Consider the following 16,316-nt stretch of genomic DNA (forward strand, 5'->3'; position numbering starts at 1 on the left):
TGATAGCCTCTTTCAAACATTTATTTCCTACTTCTAACAAATTTATAAATGGTTTAAAAATTTTATAGTCTGTCAAGTTTTTTTCTTGACACCTGCCAGAAATCTGATATAATAGAACATGTGCTAAATAGCTCAGCTATTTCACCGAAATAAAAAAAATAAGAAAAGAGAATTTAAAAATGGCAGTTAAAATCCGTTTGACTCGTATGGGTTCTAAGAAAAAACCTTTCTACCGTATCAACGTAGCAGATTCACGTTCACCACGTGACGGACGTTTCATCGAAACAGTTGGAACTTACAACCCACTTGTTGCTGAAAACCAAGTAACTTTGAAAGAAGACCGCATTCTTGCATGGTTGGCTGATGGAGCTCAACCTTCAGATACAGTTCGTAACATCCTTTCAAAAGAAGGTGTATTGAAGAAATTCCACGATTCTAAATTCTCAAAATAAGTTTAAAGTAGGTTGACAGATGGATACGATTGAAAATCTCATTATTGCGATTGTGAAACCCTTGATTTCACAACCAGATGCCTTAACTATCAAGATTGAAGATACACCAGAATTTTTGGAATATCATTTGGATCTTGATCAAAGTGATGTGGGTCGTGTAATCGGTCGTAAGGGTCGCACTATTTCTGCGATAAGAACGATTGTCTACTCTGTCCCAACTGAAGACAAAAAAGTAAGAATCGTTATTGACGAAAAATAAGAAGAGCGGGACGGATGTCTCGCTTTTTTTGCGAGAAGTGTAAAATTGCAGCCATTAAGTACCAACATGAACGTGATTTGGAAGGCTTTTTAAAGGGGGACTGGAAAAGAATGAACATTGATTGTATTTTAAACATAGATTGGGCAATGTACATTGATTGGTTATTGCGAATTTTACAGATTTCGACTTTTATAGGTGTAATTTTAAAAATTAGTTTTCAGAATAAGGCCTATATCAATAATATCGAAATTCAGGTAATTAAACCAATCGAATTTGATTCCTTACATACGAGATTTCATCATATATATGAGTTTAAACATGATGAAAATGATAAACATTATAACCATTTGATTTTTTATCCAAAGGAAGTTGATATTGAAATTATAGAATTTTATTCTTTAATCTATGATTCAAAAAGTAATCGTTTAGTTGATAATGATAAACTGCATACAGTTAAAAATTTAAAGAATTATACATGCTTATTGATTCATACAAATTTACCAGAGAATATGCCTAGTTTAAGAATGAAATGGAAAACAAGTCAGGGTGAAATTGGCGAGTATACATTTTATAGTAATATGTATAATGGGAATGTGAATATCTCATCTTTCAAATATAAATTAACATTAAAGAGGAAACTATTAGCACTTTTTGGACTATAGCGACATCTCTATGTATCTTCCTCCAACTTGAGAAAATCCTTGGAACGTGTTAAAATAAAGGATAAGGGTTTTTAATAATTCATTATATAGAACGAGTGGATTTCTTTATGAAGAGGATTGAAGTATCTACAGAAATTGGTAGTCTCTCTGTTACTTATCAAAAGCAAAAGAAAATGCTAGTTTGTTTAAGTGGTGCAGGTTTGCTACCAAGTTATGAAAATTTTTCACTTATACTTGAAAAACTTCCTCCTACAATTGGTTATTTGACTATTGATTTTCCGAACACAGGTAGGAGTCCGATTCATGACCAAGCTGGAAAAAATCTGGATAATCTTGCAGATGCAGTTTATGAACTATTTGAAGAATTGGCGATTTCTGAATATATACTTTGTGTACATAGTTTGAGTGGAATTTTAGCTTGCAAATTGCTCAACAAACCAATTAAGTGTCAGGCTTTACTAGCAATTGAACCGACAACTAAAAAAGTCATGTTTGCTGATTTTTCAGAAAATCCTTATCCAGAAATGGAAGAGCAGATGAGGCTGATTGACGAGTGTGGTCCTGAACTTTATTTTAAGAACTTAACTCAAGCAACATTTAGCCCTGAAATTAATAAAGAAATCTGGGAAATAATGCAAGAAAAAGGTTCAGAGTTGGAAAATCAAGATCAAGGATTTCAGATATCTGGAGAGATTACTGAGGAAGATTTTGAGAATGTATTTGTAGAAGCTCATATCCCTGAGTTTATTTTTTGTCAGGCTTATAGAGAAAAAGAGTACAGAGAATCAGAATATTGGACCTCCAATACTAAACTCATTTTAGGAGGGAATCACCATTATTTACAATGGTCAGAATCAGAAAAAATTGTGACTATTATTCGAGAATTGTCAGAATAAGATGGAAAGAAATAGAGTACAGGAGACAAGATGAACTACTTTAATGTTGGGAAAATCGTCAATACGCAGGGGTTGCAGGGTGAGATGCGAGTCTTGTCTGTGACGGATTTTGCAGAAGAACGGTTTAAAAAAGGGGCTGAGCTAGCTTTATTTGATGAAAAAGATCAGTTTGTTCAAACAGTGACTATCGCTAGTCACCGTAAACAGAAGAATTTTGACATTATTAAATTCAAAGATATGTACCATATCAATGCTATTGAAAAGTACAAGGGATACAGTCTCAAGGTTGCTGAGGAAGATTTAAATGACCTAGACGATGGTGAATTTTATTATCACGAGATTATCGGTTTGGAAGTCTATGAGGGTGATAACTTGATTGGAACCATCAAGGAAATCCTGCAACCAGGTGCCAACGATGTCTGGGTGGTCAAGCGAAAAGGCAAGCGTGATTTATTATTGCCTTATATCCCACCAGTGGTTCTCAATGTTGATATTCCAAATAAACGGGTCGATGTGGAAATTTTAGAAGGGTTAGACGATGAAGATTGATATTTTAACCCTTTTTCCAGAGATGTTTTCTCCGCTTGAGCACTCAATCGTTGGAAAGGCTAGAGAAAAAGGGCTCTTGGATATCCAGTATCATAATTTTCGAGAAAATGCTGAAAAGGCCCGCCATGTAGATGATGAGCCCTACGGAGGTGGTCAGGGAATGTTGCTCCGAGCCCAACCCATTTTCGATGCCTTTGATGCTATTGAAAAGAAAAATCCGCGCGTCATTCTCCTCGATCCTGCTGGAAAGCAGTTTGATCAGGCTTATGCTGAGGATTTGGCTCAAGAGGAAGAGCTAATCTTTATCTGCGGGCACTACGAGGGTTATGATGAGCGCATTAAGACCTTGGTGACAGATGAGATTTCCTTGGGGGATTATGTCTTAACTGGTGGAGAATTGGCGGCCATGACCATGATTGATGCTACGGTCCGCCTGATTCCAGAAGTGATTGGCAAGGAATCTAGCCATCAAGATGATAGTTTTTCTTCAGGTCTTCTCGAATATCCTCAGTACACGCGTCCCTATGATTATCGAGGCATGGTTGTCCCAGATGTACTGATGAGTGGGCACCATGAAAAGATTCGTCAGTGGCGATTGTACGAGAGTTTAAAGAAAACCTACGAGCGCAGACCGGATTTGCTTGAACATTATCAACTGACAGCAGAAGAAGAAAAAATGCTGGCAGAAATCAAAGAAAACAAAGAATAAAGGAGAAACCTATGCAAGTAATCAAACGTGATGGAGAAATTGCTGAATTTAATCCAGATAAGATTTACCAAGCTATCTTAAAAGCAGCTCAGACTGTCTATGTATTGACAGATGATTTGCGTCAAAACCTTGCACAAGTCACTAAGAAAGTGGTTTTGGATTTGGAAGAAGCCAAGGTGGAACGTGCTACCATCAGCATGATTCAGTCTTTGGTTGAGCATCGTTTATTGGGTGCAGGTTACATTACCATTGCAGAACACTACATTTCCTATCGTCTACAACGTGACTTGGAAAGAAGTGGTTATGGAGATCATATCGCGGTTCATTTACATTTTGAACAAATTCGCTAAGAAAAAGAGTGGGATGAAGCAACTACATCTCACTCTTTCTTAAATCTATTTTTTTGGGCTGTTTGGACGGTTGAAGGGACAAATCGTAGGCGTTGAATATCGCTTATGCGGATAATACGGGTCACATTTTTGGCAAAATTTTTCACGATAATTTGCTGGCGTTGCTGATCGTATTTGATGATGTCACCTGTAAAGCTTGTCTCAGACAAGATAAGGTGAACAGCGGTTTGTTTCTGGATAGCCTCTTCAATAGTGGCTGTAAGGGAGTTGCTTTCAGTCTGGTCTGGTTCTTCATGTCCATTTAAAAAGTCATGTATTTTATCTAAAACTTGCTGGAATTTATGTCTCATAGTGGCCTCCCTTCTTTTATATCAATATTATATAAAATTTTCCTAAAATCTACAAGATTTTACGAATAAACTAATGAAAGCTAAAAAAGGAGAAGAAAATGGCAGAATTTACATTTGAAATTGAAGAGCATTTGTTGACTCTTTCTGAAAACGAAAAAGGTTGGACCAAGGAAATCAACCGTGTGAGCTTTAATGGTGCTCCTGCAAAGTTTGATATTCGTGCTTGGAGTCCAGATCATACTAAAATGGGCAAAGGGATTACTCTCTCCAATGAAGAATTTCAAACAATGGTGGATGCCTTTAAAGGCAACTAAGTTTTCAAAATGAAAGAAAAGGATACTGAGTCATGACAACTCGATATCCTTTTTTAGTTAGCAAAGTAAGCCTGATTTTTAAGGCGTTGAAGTAATGGACGGCTAATAAAACTAATAGCTAGAAGTTTACCAAGGTCTGGAATGATAAAAGGAAATACCCCCACAACAAGAGCTTTTTCAAATGCCATTCCAGCTAGGAAATGCAAGCTGAGAATCCCGCCGACAAAGACAAGGGTATCACCCAAGAGGTTTGCAAGAAAAATCTTGATAACACTACTCTTGCTGTTAGTTAGGGAAGAAGTAAGTCCAGAGTATACAAGATAAAACCAAAGATAGCCTGCAGTAGGGCCAACTAAAGCCTGAAAACCAGCTCCACCTCCTGCAAAGACAGGAAGACCGATAGCACCTAGAAGAAGATAGAGTCCAACAGAAAGTACAGCCTCTCTCGGTCTGAAGACAGTAGCAATCAAGCCGATTGCAAAGTTTTGCAGAGTGAAGGGAACAGGTCCAATTGGAAGACTGATTTGTGCCAAAACAGCAATGAGAGCAGCTCCAATAGCAGGGATAGCATAAACGTGAGCTTTTTTCAAAATAGTTAACCTCTTTTCTGATGTATAGTAACTATTATACTCGTAGAGTAATTATTGTCAACCAATTTTTTAAAACAAGGTAACAAAGACTGTAACGGCCGATTTTGCTTATTGGTTAAGTTGGATAATTTTTTTGTAGATTTGTAAGACATTAAAAAAGAAGCAGACATATTTGTATCAGCTTCTTTTATTTTGATTAACGCATAGTTACAAATTCTTCAGATGCAGTTGGGTGAATCGCCACAGTTGCATCAAAGTCAGCCTTGGTTGCTCCCATTTTGATAGCAACAGCAAATCCTTGAATCATCTCATCAACACCATAGCCAATTCCATGAAGTCCGACAACTTTTCCTTCAGAACCAGCTGTGATCAATTTGAAACGAGTTTCTTGACGATTGGAAGTGCAAGCAGAGTACATAGACGTAAAGCTTGATTTATAAACCTTGATTTGGTCTTGACCGTATTCTTTAATAGCTTGTTCTTCTGTCAAACCAACCGTTCCGATAGCAGGGTGTGAAAAAACAACGGTTGGAATAGTTGAGTAGTCCATTTTAGCAGTTGTTTTGCCGTTAAAGAGACGTTCAGACAAAGTACGTCCAGCCTTGATAGCAACTGGAGTTAGTTCTTTTTCGCCTGTTACATCACCTAAAGCGTAGATTCCCTCAACAACAGTATTTTGGTATTCATCCACTTGGATAAAGCCACGTTCGTTCAGAGTTACTCCAGCTTTTTCAAGTTGCAAGCCTTTAACGTTTGGACGGCGACCAGTAGCCCAGATAACTTGGCTAGCTGTGTGACTAGTACCATCTTCGAAATGAATGGTAATGCCTTCAGCAGTTTTTTCTAACTTGACAGGGACTTTGTGAGTATGAAGTGGCAAGTTTGTTCTTTCCATTTCCTTGACCAGACCTTCAACGATGTAAGAATCAAAACCACGTAAAGGACGGTCGCGACGAACAAAGAGATCTGTCTTGACACCAAAGGTGTGGAGTACGCCAGCCAATTCAACGGCAATATAACCCGCGCCTAGAATAGCAACTGACTCTGGCAATTCTTCCCAGGCAAATACATCATCAGAAGAGCCACCTAGTTCAGCACCAGGAATATTTGGAATACTTGGATGGGCACCAGTAGTAATCACGATATGTTTAGCACGAATCAGTTCACCATTTACGCTGACAGTATGAGAATCTACAAATTCAGCATGACCTTCAATCAAGTCTACTCCGTTGCGTTTAAAACTGCCATCATAAGAAGAACGAGCGCGATCGATATAGGCTTCACGATTACGACGTAGGGTTGCAAAGTCAAAGTTAAGATCAGTAGTCTTAAAGCCGTAGTCTTCTCCAAATTGATGGAAAGTCTCAGCGATTTGTGCCCCGTACCACATGATTTTTTTAGGAACACAACCGACATTGACGCAAGTTCCACCTAATTTCTTTTCCTCAATAACGGCCGCTTTGGCTCCGTGTTCACCAGCACGGTTCATGGTAGCAATTCCTCCGCTACCACCACCGATAGCAATGATATCATATTCTCTCATTGAAAACTCCTTTATACTCTTTTAAATAGTAGAGTGTCATTTTTTGATAGTCATATTCTATCTTTTTTTTGATTTGATTGCAAAAATCTGCTACGTTCAAAAAAATTAAAGAAAAGGCTTGCAAAAAGGAAAAATAAAGTGTATTATATAACTAGTACAATGGTAGTAAAAAATAGATTCCGAACAATAATCAAATCCCGAAATGTCATTATTTCGTTCTGAACTGTTATTGTTTATATTTGCTAATTTTTATATAATATTGTTAAGTACTTTAAATTAAAAAGGAGTTTCATTATGAAGAAGAATCGTAAAGCTAAAAAGTGGCAATTGTATGCAGCAATCGGTGCTGCCAGTGTAGTTGTATTAGGTGCTGGGGGGATTTTGCTCTTTAGACAACCATCTCAGACCACGGTAAAAGATGAGCCTACTCATCTTGTTGTTGCCAAGGAAGGAAGCGTCGCATCCTCTGTTTTATTGTCAGGGACAGTAACAGCAAAAAATGAACAATATGTTTATTTTGATGCTAGTAAGGGAGATTTAGATGAAATCCTTGTTTCTGTGGGTGATAAGGTCAGCGAAGGACAGGCTTTAGTCAAGTACAGTAGTTCAGAAGCCCAGGCGGCCTATGATTCAGCTAGCCGAGCAGTAGCTAAGGCAGATCGTCATATCAATGAACTCAATCAAGCACGAAATGAAGCTGCTTCAGCTCCGGCTCCACAGTTGCCAACGCCAGCAGGAGGCGAAGGAGCTGCAGGGCAAACTCCAGCTCCAGTCTCAGGAAATGCAGTGTCATCTATTGATGCACAACTAGGTGATGCTCGTGATGCTCGTGCAGATGCAGCAGCACAATTAAGTAAGGCTCAAAGTCAGTTGGATGCCATGACGGTTCTCAGTACCTTAGAGGGAACTGTGGTCGAAGTCAACCGTAATGTTTCTAAATCTCCAACTGGAGCTAGCCAGGTGGTAGTTCATGTCGTTAGCAATGAAAATTTGCAAGTTAAGGGGGAACTATCTGAATATAACCTTGCCAACCTCTCTGTAGGACAAGAAGTAACCTTTACTTCTAAAGTTTACCAAGATAAGAGCTGGACTGGTAAGATTAGCTACATTTCTGACTATCCTAAAAGTAATGGCGAAGCAGCAAGTACAGCTACTGCCGCAGCAGGTGGTACTTCTGGTTCTAAATATCCATATACCATCGATGTTACAAGTGAAATCGGTGATTTGAAACAAGGATTCTCAGTAAGTGTTGAGGTCAAGAATAAGAGTAAAGCCATTTTGGTTCCTCTAACAAGTGTTGTGACTGAAAATGATAAGAACTATGTCTGGGTGCTTGACGAGCAGAAAAAGGCCAAGAAAGTGGAAGTTGGTTTGGGCAATGCTGATGCAGACAACCAAGAAATCACTTCAGGTCTGACAAATGGAGTCAAGGTCATCAGTAACCCAACGTCTTCTCTAGAGGAAGGAAAAGAGGTGAAGGCTGATGAAGAAACTAATTAGTCTAAAAAATATCTGCAGAAGCTACCGTAATGGTGACCAAGAACTGCAGGTTCTCAAAAATATCAACCTAGAAGTGAATGAGGGTGAATTTGTTGCCATCATGGGACCATCTGGTTCTGGTAAGTCTACGCTGATGAATACGATTGGCATGTTGGATACACCAACCAGTGGAGAGTATTATCTTGAAGGTCAAGAAGTAGCTGGACTTGGTGAAAAACAACTAGCCAAGGTCCGTAACCAACAAATCGGATTTGTCTTTCAGCAGTTCTTTCTTCTATCCAAACTTAATGCTCTGCAAAATGTAGAATTGCCCTTGATTTACGCAGGAGTTTCAGCTTCAAAACGGCGCAAGTTAGCTGAGGAATATCTAGATAAGGTTGAATTGACTGAACGTAGTCACCATTTGCCTTCGGAGTTGTCAGGTGGTCAGAAGCAACGTGTGGCTATTGCCCGTGCCTTGGTAAACAATCCTTCTATTATCCTAGCAGACGAACCGACAGGAGCCTTGGATACCAAAACAGGGAATCAAATTATGCAACTATTGGTTGACTTGAATAAAGAAGGAAAAACTATTATCATGGTAACGCATGAGCCTGAAATAGCTGCTTATGCCAAACGCCAGATTGTCATTCGAGATGGAGTTATTTCATCTGATAGTGCTCAGTTAGAAAAGGAGGAAAACTAAGATGCAGAATCTGAAATTTGCCTTTTCATCTATCATGGCCCACAAGATGCGCTCTTTTCTCACAATGATAGGGATTATCATTGGTGTTTCATCAGTTGTTGTGATTATGGCTCTGGGAGATTCTATGTCTCGTCAGGTCAATAAAAATATGACCAAGTCACAGAAGAATATCCATGTTTTTTTCTCACCTATTAAAAGTAAAGATGGCTCTTTTACCCAAAAACAATCAGCATTGACAGTTTCTGGGAAAGAAGAGGAAGTTCCTGTGGAACCACCAAAACCACAAGAAGCTTGGGTCAAGGAGGCTGCTAAAGTTAAAGGTGTAGATAGTTACTATGTAACCAACTCGACCAATACCACCTTGTCTTATAAAGACAAAAAAGTGGATCGTGCTAGCTTAACAGGTGGAAATATTACTTACATGAAGGCGGTTGAAAATGAAATTGTTGCAGGCCGCAGTTTCATAGCTCAGGATTATAAAGATGTGGCCAGTGTCATTTTGCTAGACCAAGAACTTGCTAATAGCCTGTTTGGATCTGCTCAAGAAGCTGTTAACCAGGTTATAGATGTCGGTGGCTTTAGCTATCGTGTCATTGGTGTCTATACCAGCGATGAGGCCAAGACTGCCAAGACTTTTGGTATTGGTGGACTTCCAATTACGACTAATATTTCTCTTGCCAATAACTTCAATATGGATGAAATTTCTGATATTGTCTTCCGTGTCAATGATACAAGTTTGACACCAACAGTGGGACCAGAATTAGCTAGAAAATTGACCGAGATTGCTGGTCTTCAGCAAGGGGAGTATCAGGTGGCAGATGCGACTGCAGCCTTCCAAGAAGTACAACAACTGTTCGGCTTTATAACTACGATTATTAGTGCCATTGCAGGAATTTCACTTTTTGTTGGAGGGACTGGTGTTATGAACATCATGCTGGTTTCTGTTACAGAGCGTACCCGTGAGATTGGTCTCCGTAAGGCTTTGGGTGCAACACGTGCTAATATTTTAATCCAGTTTTTGATTGAATCCATGATATTGACCTTGCTTGGTGGAGTCATTGGTTTAACCATTGCGACAGGCTTAACCGCTATAGCTGGCATACTCTTGCAAGGATTGATTGCGGGTATAGAAGTAGGAGTGTCAATCCCGGTTGCCCTATTTAGTCTTGCAGTTTCGGCTAGCGTGGGTATGATTTTTGGAGTTTTGCCAGCCAACAAGGCATCGAAACTTGATCCAATTGAAGCTCTTCGTTATGAATAGAATCAACAAGATGGACACTCGTCTATCTTGTTTTTGTATGGATTTCCCTATCGAAAATCATTAAAAATGTGATATAATGAAGTGTTAGAAAAACAGGTTTCATTTGCCTGGAAAGGAAAAATTATGTCTGAAAAGAATTTTTATATTACAACGCCGATTTACTATCCATCTGGAAAACTTCATATCGGATCTGCCTACACAACCATCGCATGTGATGTCCTAGCACGTTACAAACGCCTGATGGGCTACGATGTTTTTTATTTGACAGGTCTTGACGAGCATGGTCAAAAAATCCAGCAAAAAGCAGAAGAAGCTGGAATTACACCACAATCCTACGTTGATGGTATGGCTGTTGGAGTCAAAGAACTCTGGCAATTACTAGATATCTCATACGATAAATTTATCCGTACAACGGATGACTACCATGAAAAAGCAGTGGCACAAGTCTTTGAGCGCTTGCTTGCTCAAGATGACATCTACTTGGGTGAATACTCTGGTTGGTATTCAGTATCTGATGAGGAATTCTTTACAGAAAGCCAGCTTGCAGAAGTATTCCGTGATGAAGCTGGAAATGTGACGGGAGGTATCGCTCCATCAGGACACGAAGTGGAATGGGTATCTGAAGAGTCTTATTTCCTTCGCCTCAGCAAATACCAAGACCGTCTAGTAGAATTTTTCAAAGCTCATCCTGAATTTATCACTCCAGATGGTCGTCTGAATGAAATGCTTCGCAACTTTATCGAGCCAGGTTTAGAGGATTTGGCAGTTTCTCGTACAACCTTTACATGGGGTGTTCCGGTACCATCAAATCCTAAACACGTTGTCTACGTTTGGATTGATGCCCTTCTTAACTATGCGACAGCTCTTGGTTACGGTCAAGACGAACATGGTAACTTTGACAAGTTCTGGAATGGAACAGTCTTCCACATGGTAGGAAAAGACATCCTTCGTTTCCACTCAATCTACTGGCCAATCCTTCTTATGATGTTAGATATCAAATTGCCAGATCGTTTGATTGCTCACGGTTGGTTCGTCATGAAAGACGGTAAAATGTCTAAGTCAAAAGGGAATGTCGTTTACCCTGAAATGTTGGTAGAGCGTTATGGACTAGATCCACTTCGTTACTATCTCATGCGTAGCCTTCCAGTTGGTTCAGACGGAACCTTTACTCCTGAAGACTACGTTGGCCGTATTAACTACGAATTGGCCAATGACCTTGGAAACCTTCTCAACCGTACGGTTTCTATGATTAATAAATACTTTGACGGGCAAGTCCCTGCCTATGTAGAAGGTGTAACAGAGTTTGACCATACTCTTGTTGACGTTGCAGAACAATCAATCGCTGACTACCACACCTACATGGAAGCAGTTGACTACCCACGTGCACTTGAAGCAGTCTGGACCCTTATCTCTCGTACTAACAAATACATCGACGAGACAGCTCCATGGGTATTGGCAAAGGATGAAGCACTTCGAGATCAATTGGCAAGTGTCATGAGTCACTTGGCAGCTAGCCTTCGTGTTGTTGCTCACTTGATTGAGCCATTTATGATGGAAACAAGTCGTGCAGTCTTGAATCAACTTGGCTTGGAAGAAGTAGCAAGTCTTGAAAACTTGAGCTTGGCTGACTTCCCAGAAGATGTGACTGTAGTTGCCAAAGGAACACCAATCTTCCCACGTCTGGATATGGAAGAAGAAATCGCCTATATCAAGGAACAAATGGAAGGCAACAAACCAGCAGTCGAAAAAGAGTGGAACCCAGACGAAGTTGAACTCAAACTAAACAAGGAAGAAATCAAGTTTGAAGACTTTGACAAGGTTGAAATCCGTGTCGCAGAAGTCAAAGAAGTGTCTAAAGTAGAAGGTTCAGATAAGTTGCTTCAATTCCGCTTGGATGCTGGTGATGGTGAAGATCGTCAAATTCTTTCTGGGATTGCAAAATACTATCCAAATGAACAAGAATTGGTCGGCAAGAAAGTTCAAATCGTTGCCAATCTCAAACCACGCAAGATGATGAAGAAATATGTCAGTCAAGGGATGATTCTCTCAGCTGAACATGATGGACAATTAACCCTTCTTACAGTTGATTCAGCTGTACCAAACGGAAGTGTGATTGGGTAAAAGTAAAACACTAAAGTCAGTTGAAAGAAAAGTCCTTAGACTACAAGTTTCTAAGGACTTTTCTTTGTTGACTAAACTGAGATTTTCATTGATGGGATTCGTATTATGTATGGTCGCAGACAATAACCACAAATATACTCACTAAGTTCTAGGCAAGTAAGTTGGGTTCATGAGTGGCAACTGGAAGTTGAGATTGGCTTGGATCTGAAAAACACGGGGAAAAAGTCGCTTGCCCCTCAAAAGAAAGCAAAAATCGAAAAAAATTCTACGTTGAAAAGTCATGTGGAAGTTGCTTTTAGAACTTACCTTTATTTTTCTATCTTTATTAGAATGACTTCTAATGTAGAAGTATAATAGATTTTTTGGTATAATAAAAGTTATGGAAATCGAAAAAACCAACCGTATGAATGCGCTCTTTGAATTTTATGCGGCGCTTTTGACAGATAAGCAAATGAATTATATCGAGCTCTACTACGCTGATGATTATAGCCTTGCTGAAATTGCCGAGGAATTTGGTGTCAGTCGTCAGGCTGTCTATGATAATATTAAGCGGACAGAAAAGATTCTAGAAGATTATGAGATGAAATTGCACATGTACTCGGACTACATTGTCCGCAGTCAGATTTTTGACCAGATTTTGGAGCGCTATCCCAAGGATGACTTTCTGAAGGAGCAGATAGAAATTTTAACAAGCATTGATAATAGAGAATAAGAGGAAGAAAAATGGCATTTGAAAGTTTAACAGAACGTTTGCAGAACGTCTTTAAAAATTTACGTAAAAAAGGAAAAATCTCTGAGGCTGATGTCCAAGAGGCAACCAAAGAAATTCGCTTGGCCTTGCTCGAGGCCGACGTTGCCTTGCCTGTTGTAAAGGACTTTATCAAGAAAGTTCGTGAGCGTGCAGTCGGCCATGAGGTCATTGATACCCTTAATCCTGCGCAACAAATTATTAAAATAGTTGATGAGGAACTGACAGCCGTTTTAGGTTCTGATACGGCAGAAATTATCAAGTCACCTAAGATTCCTACAATCATCATGATGGTTGGTTTGCAGGGGGCTGGTAAAACAACTTTTGCTGGTAAATTGGCCAACAAACTCAAGAAAGAAGAAAATGCTCGTCCTTTGATGATTGCGGCGGATATTTATCGTCCTGCGGCTATTGACCAGTTGAAAACTCTGGGTCAACAGATTGATGTGCCGGTTTTCGCTCTTGGAACAGAGATTCCAGCTGTTGAGATTGTTCGTCAAGGTTTGGAACAAGCCCAAGCTAACCATAATGACTATGTCTTGATTGATACGGCAGGTCGTTTGCAGATTGATGAGCTTTTGATGAATGAACTTCGTGACGTAAAAGCATTGGCTCAACCAAACGAAATTCTCCTCGTGGTTGATGCCATGATTGGTCAAGAAGCGGCCAATGTTGCGCGTGAGTTTAATGCTCAGTTGGAAGTCACTGGGGTCATCCTTACCAAGATTGATGGGGATACTCGTGGTGGTGTGGCTCTATCGGTTCGTCACATCACTGGAAAACCAATCAAGTTTACTGGTACAGGTGAAAAGATTACGGACATTGAAACCTTCCACCCAGATCGCATGTCTAGCCGTATCCTTGGTATGGGGGATATGCTCACTTTGATTGAGAAAGCTTCTCAAGAATACGATGAGCAAAAAGCCCTTGAAATGGCTGAGAAGATGCGTGAAAACACATTTGATTTCAATGATTTCATTGATCAGTTGGATCAGGTGCAAAATATGGGGCCGATGGAAGACTTGCTCAAGATGATTCCAGGTATGGCTAACAATCCAGCCCTTCAAAACATGAAGGTAGATGAACGCCAGATTGCTCGCAAACGTGCTATTGTGTCTTCAATGACACCTGAAGAACGTGAAAATCCAGATTTGTTAAATCCGAGCCGTCGCCGTCGTATCGCTGCAGGTTCTGGGAATACCTTTGTCGAAGTTAATAAATTCATCAAAGACTTTAACCAAGCTAAACAGCTTATGCAGGGTGTTATGTCTGGAGATATGAACAAAATGATGAAGCAGATGGGAATCAATCCAAACAATCTTCCTAAAAATATGCCAAATATGGGAGGAATGGATATGTCTGCCCTTGAAGGAATGATGGGACAAGGTGGTATGCCTGACTTATCAGCTCTAGGAGGAGCGGGAATGCCAGATATGAGCCAGATGTTTGGTGGTGGACTAAAAGGTAAAATCGGTGAATTTGCTATGAAACAGTCCATGAAACGCATGGCTAACAAAATGAAGAAAGCGAAGAAGAAACGCAAATAAAAAAGGAAAGCAGAAGTGCTTTCCTTTTTTATATAGCATATGTGCTTTCTATGATTAGGCAATTTTCTTAATCGAAAAATTGACTAAATAGAAAGAGAGATTTCAAATCCTTGCGTCCATTCGGATTTTACTGTAATTTCGATTTTTAAAGCATCTGCTAATTGTTTGACTAGATAGAGCCCCATACCTGTTGATTTTTTCCTTGTATCACCTGAATCACCTGTAAAGCCTTTTTCAAAGATATGAGGAAGGTCACAAGCTTTAACTCCGCAACCATTATCCCTAATAATCAGACTTGTGCGCCCCTTATCTTTTGACATAGAAATACTGAGTTCGGGCTTGTCAGAGCTATATTTAAGGGCGTTGGCGAGTATTTGAGAGAGGATAAATTCAAAACTGCGTTGATCGGTGTAGCAGATTCCTTGTATGTTCTCTAGCTGAATCGTAAATTTCTTTTCTTTGAGCAAGGGATCAAAGTTTTCCAAAAGATCTTGGATACACTCTTGGAGGTCAAGGTCTTCAAATAGAAAATCATTTTTTTCACTTTTCACCCTGTAATAGAATAGTATCTGTGATACATTTCCTTGGATTTGATTTTTCACATAGTCCAACTTAAAAGTTGTATCCTTTGGCAACTGGTCACTTTGATTGTCCAAAAGGAGGGAAAGAAGCGATAGAGGGAGTTTGATTTCATGAGCCCATTTTTCAACATAGTCCTCGTATTCGGCTAGTAATGAGTTGAGCTTTCCTATTTCCGCTTGCCTTTGGTAAAGCGCATTTGCGATTTCTTCGATGCTTTCTTTCTCTGAGGCACTTGATAAACGCAATAATTCCAGCTCCGTATCCATCTTAGGATTGGCTATGAAGGCTTTATAGGCAGCGGATTTTTTTCTTTCTTTTCTTATCAGTAGGAATGATAGGATGAAAAAGAGCAGGACAGTAGCTAAAAGATAGAGAATGATGAGGGCTTGAAACTTTCTCACGTCTGAAAGCCAAAGCAGGACAGCTGTGAATAGATCAAATGCTAAGAGAACAAGTAACCAAGGCAGATAGGTAGCCAAATATTTAGGATTCTGTTTCATATTCCCTTTCCTCTTCCAATTTGTAACCGATGCCTCTGACGGACTTAACTTGAAGTGCAATACCAGCCTGTTTCATCACCTTTTTGAGTCTTGCAATATTTACTTGAAGGGCATTTTCATCGATGAACTCAGTTGTATTCCACAGTTTCATGCTTAGTTCTTCTTTTGTGACGACAGAATCAGTTGCCACTAATAAAGTTTCTAACAATTTCCCTTGATTTTGGGGGAGTAAAATCGAGTGTCCATTGATATAAAGGGTATAGGTCTGTCTATCCAGCAGAAAATTATCTTTTTCAAGTAGATTTTGTCTGCCTTCATAGCGTTTCAAGATATTTTCTATACGTGCCAAAAATCTTTCTTTCTTGAAAGGCTTTGTTAGATACTCATCTGCCCCTAATTTCAGGGCGTAGATTTCATCTTTTAATTGTTCACGGGAAGTGAGAACCAATATAGGGACAGAGCGTTTTGACTTGAGATTTTTACAAATTTGAAAACCTGTTTCTCCTGGCAAATTCAAATCCAGTATGATTAGATCTGTATCGTATTGCAGCACTTGCTGGCTTGTATCTTTGAAGTCAGTCAACTTATCAACTTGATAACCCGCTTTCTCTAACAAGATGACAATTTCATCTCGAATCAAGGCTTCATCTTCAATAACCAGAATATGCTTCATATCGGTTCCTCCTTTTCCTATTTTA

General features: G+C 39.5%; 19 protein-coding genes. 14 read left to right on the forward strand and 5 right to left on the reverse strand.

Annotated features, from left to right (window positions below):
- Positions 1 to 179: 179 nt before the first annotated feature.
- From rpsP to D8855_RS05780, 7 genes are all read left to right on the forward strand, one after another.
- Positions 180 to 452 carry a 30S ribosomal protein S16 gene (gene rpsP / locus D8855_RS05750; protein WP_049520696.1) on the forward strand — a complete coding sequence of 91 codons (273 nt, stop codon included), beginning with the start codon at positions 180 to 182 and terminating at the stop codon, positions 450 to 452.
- A gap of 19 nt (positions 453 to 471) precedes the next feature.
- On the forward strand, positions 472 to 711 hold the full coding sequence (gene kphA / locus D8855_RS05755) for an RNA-binding protein KphA (RefSeq protein ID WP_000379617.1): 240 nt from the start codon (positions 472 to 474) through the stop codon (positions 709 to 711).
- Positions 712 to 725: 14 nt separating this feature from the next.
- Positions 726 to 1,373, forward strand: a complete 648-nt coding sequence (locus D8855_RS05760; RefSeq protein ID WP_238395607.1) for a hypothetical protein — start codon at positions 726 to 728, stop codon at positions 1,371 to 1,373.
- Positions 1,374 to 1,480: 107 nt separating this feature from the next.
- Entirely contained in the window at positions 1,481 to 2,269 is a 789-nt protein-coding gene (locus tag D8855_RS05765) for an alpha/beta fold hydrolase (RefSeq protein ID WP_125416551.1), read from the forward strand.
- A gap of 30 nt (positions 2,270 to 2,299) precedes the next feature.
- Positions 2,300 to 2,818, forward strand: coding sequence for a ribosome maturation factor RimM (rimM, locus tag D8855_RS05770; protein ID WP_001105890.1), 519 nt, complete (start codon positions 2,300 to 2,302; stop codon positions 2,816 to 2,818).
- On the forward strand, positions 2,808 to 3,527 hold the full coding sequence (gene trmD / locus D8855_RS05775) for a tRNA (guanosine(37)-N1)-methyltransferase TrmD (protein ID WP_000686915.1): 720 nt from the start codon (positions 2,808 to 2,810) through the stop codon (positions 3,525 to 3,527). The genes rimM and trmD overlap by 11 nt, the downstream gene beginning before the upstream one ends.
- 11 nt (positions 3,528 to 3,538) lie before the next feature.
- Positions 3,539 to 3,877, forward strand: a complete 339-nt coding sequence (locus tag D8855_RS05780) for an ATP cone domain-containing protein (protein ID WP_001196038.1) — start codon at positions 3,539 to 3,541, stop codon at positions 3,875 to 3,877.
- A 29-nt stretch (positions 3,878 to 3,906) separates the two neighbouring features.
- Here the strand turns inward: D8855_RS05780 and D8855_RS05785 are convergent, their stop codons facing one another.
- Positions 3,907 to 4,227, reverse strand: coding sequence for a hypothetical protein (locus D8855_RS05785; RefSeq protein ID WP_001216102.1), 321 nt, complete (start codon positions 4,225 to 4,227; stop codon positions 3,907 to 3,909).
- Between the two features lie 98 nt (positions 4,228 to 4,325).
- On the opposite strand from D8855_RS05785, the gene D8855_RS05790 reads away from it, so the two are divergent.
- On the forward strand, positions 4,326 to 4,541 hold the full coding sequence (locus D8855_RS05790) for a YdbC family protein (protein ID WP_000807422.1): 216 nt from the start codon (positions 4,326 to 4,328) through the stop codon (positions 4,539 to 4,541).
- A 53-nt stretch (positions 4,542 to 4,594) separates the two neighbouring features.
- Here the strand turns inward: D8855_RS05790 and D8855_RS05795 are convergent, their stop codons facing one another.
- Together D8855_RS05795 and gor are read right to left on the reverse strand one after the other, a co-directional pair.
- The gene (locus D8855_RS05795; protein WP_125416511.1) at positions 4,595 to 5,131 is read right to left on the reverse strand and encodes a biotin transporter BioY; all 537 of its coding nucleotides are present in this window, start codon (positions 5,129 to 5,131) and stop codon (positions 4,595 to 4,597) included.
- A 196-nt stretch (positions 5,132 to 5,327) separates the two neighbouring features.
- Positions 5,328 to 6,674, reverse strand: coding sequence for a glutathione-disulfide reductase (gor, locus tag D8855_RS05800; protein WP_125416513.1), 1,347 nt, complete (start codon positions 6,672 to 6,674; stop codon positions 5,328 to 5,330).
- 291 nt (positions 6,675 to 6,965) lie between these two features.
- Here gor and D8855_RS05805 point away from each other — a divergent pair, with 291 nt between their 5' ends.
- From D8855_RS05805 to ffh, 6 genes are all read left to right on the forward strand, one after another.
- Positions 6,966 to 8,174, forward strand: coding sequence for an efflux RND transporter periplasmic adaptor subunit (locus tag D8855_RS05805; protein WP_185755660.1), 1,209 nt, complete (start codon positions 6,966 to 6,968; stop codon positions 8,172 to 8,174).
- On the forward strand, positions 8,158 to 8,859 hold the full coding sequence (locus tag D8855_RS05810; protein WP_000733789.1) for an ABC transporter ATP-binding protein: 702 nt from the start codon (positions 8,158 to 8,160) through the stop codon (positions 8,857 to 8,859). Before D8855_RS05805 ends, D8855_RS05810 begins: the two co-directional genes overlap by 17 nt.
- 1 nt (position 8,860) lies before the next feature.
- On the forward strand, positions 8,861 to 10,120 hold the full coding sequence (locus D8855_RS05815; RefSeq protein WP_125409963.1) for an ABC transporter permease: 1,260 nt from the start codon (positions 8,861 to 8,863) through the stop codon (positions 10,118 to 10,120).
- A 123-nt stretch (positions 10,121 to 10,243) separates the two neighbouring features.
- Complete coding sequence (gene metG / locus D8855_RS05820; protein WP_125416517.1) at positions 10,244 to 12,241, forward strand: methionine--tRNA ligase; 1,998 nt, start codon at positions 10,244 to 10,246, stop codon at positions 12,239 to 12,241.
- A 379-nt stretch (positions 12,242 to 12,620) separates the two neighbouring features.
- Positions 12,621 to 12,953: a putative DNA-binding protein gene (locus tag D8855_RS05825; protein WP_004260758.1), complete on the forward strand. Its 333-nt coding sequence runs from the start codon at positions 12,621 to 12,623 to the stop codon at positions 12,951 to 12,953.
- Between the two features lie 11 nt (positions 12,954 to 12,964).
- Complete coding sequence (ffh, locus tag D8855_RS05830; protein WP_125416519.1) at positions 12,965 to 14,536, forward strand: signal recognition particle protein; 1,572 nt, start codon at positions 12,965 to 12,967, stop codon at positions 14,534 to 14,536.
- 83 nt (positions 14,537 to 14,619) lie between these two features.
- Here the strand turns inward: ffh and D8855_RS05835 are convergent, their stop codons facing one another.
- Together D8855_RS05835 and D8855_RS05840 are read right to left on the reverse strand one after the other, a co-directional pair.
- Entirely contained in the window at positions 14,620 to 15,618 is a 999-nt protein-coding gene (locus D8855_RS05835) for a sensor histidine kinase (protein WP_049551877.1), read from the reverse strand.
- Positions 15,602 to 16,291: a response regulator transcription factor gene (locus tag D8855_RS05840; protein ID WP_042751014.1), complete on the reverse strand. Its 690-nt coding sequence runs from the start codon at positions 16,289 to 16,291 to the stop codon at positions 15,602 to 15,604. Before D8855_RS05840 ends, D8855_RS05835 begins: the two co-directional genes overlap by 17 nt.
- Positions 16,292 to 16,316 lie beyond the last annotated feature (25 nt).

It is taken from the genome of Streptococcus mitis (genome assembly GCF_003942685.1).
Lineage (GTDB): Bacteria > Bacillota > Bacilli > Lactobacillales > Streptococcaceae > Streptococcus > Streptococcus mitis_CD.

Coding starts and splice junctions, on each gene's coding strand:
- kphA (WP_000379617.1), top strand. CDS start 472: ATGGATACGATTGAAAATCTCATTATTGCGATTGTGAAACCCTTGATT.
- D8855_RS05835 (WP_049551877.1), bottom strand. CDS start 15,618: ATGAAACAGAATCCTAAATATTTGGCTACCTATCTGCCTTGGTTACTT.
- D8855_RS05815 (WP_125409963.1), top strand. CDS start 8,861: ATGCAGAATCTGAAATTTGCCTTTTCATCTATCATGGCCCACAAGATG.
- metG (WP_125416517.1), top strand. CDS start 10,244: ATGTCTGAAAAGAATTTTTATATTACAACGCCGATTTACTATCCATCT.
- D8855_RS05765 (WP_125416551.1), top strand. CDS start 1,481: ATGAAGAGGATTGAAGTATCTACAGAAATTGGTAGTCTCTCTGTTACT.
- ffh (WP_125416519.1), top strand. CDS start 12,965: ATGGCATTTGAAAGTTTAACAGAACGTTTGCAGAACGTCTTTAAAAAT.
- D8855_RS05825 (WP_004260758.1), top strand. CDS start 12,621: ATGGAAATCGAAAAAACCAACCGTATGAATGCGCTCTTTGAATTTTAT.
- D8855_RS05840 (WP_042751014.1), bottom strand. CDS start 16,291: ATGAAGCATATTCTGGTTATTGAAGATGAAGCCTTGATTCGAGATGAA.
- D8855_RS05760 (WP_238395607.1), top strand. CDS start 726: ATGTCTCGCTTTTTTTGCGAGAAGTGTAAAATTGCAGCCATTAAGTAC.
- trmD (WP_000686915.1), top strand. CDS start 2,808: ATGAAGATTGATATTTTAACCCTTTTTCCAGAGATGTTTTCTCCGCTT.
- rimM (WP_001105890.1), top strand. CDS start 2,300: ATGAACTACTTTAATGTTGGGAAAATCGTCAATACGCAGGGGTTGCAG.
- rpsP (WP_049520696.1), top strand. CDS start 180: ATGGCAGTTAAAATCCGTTTGACTCGTATGGGTTCTAAGAAAAAACCT.
- D8855_RS05810 (WP_000733789.1), top strand. CDS start 8,158: ATGAAGAAACTAATTAGTCTAAAAAATATCTGCAGAAGCTACCGTAAT.
- D8855_RS05785 (WP_001216102.1), bottom strand. CDS start 4,227: ATGAGACATAAATTCCAGCAAGTTTTAGATAAAATACATGACTTTTTA.
- gor (WP_125416513.1), bottom strand. CDS start 6,674: ATGAGAGAATATGATATCATTGCTATCGGTGGTGGTAGCGGAGGAATT.
- D8855_RS05790 (WP_000807422.1), top strand. CDS start 4,326: ATGGCAGAATTTACATTTGAAATTGAAGAGCATTTGTTGACTCTTTCT.
- D8855_RS05780 (WP_001196038.1), top strand. CDS start 3,539: ATGCAAGTAATCAAACGTGATGGAGAAATTGCTGAATTTAATCCAGAT.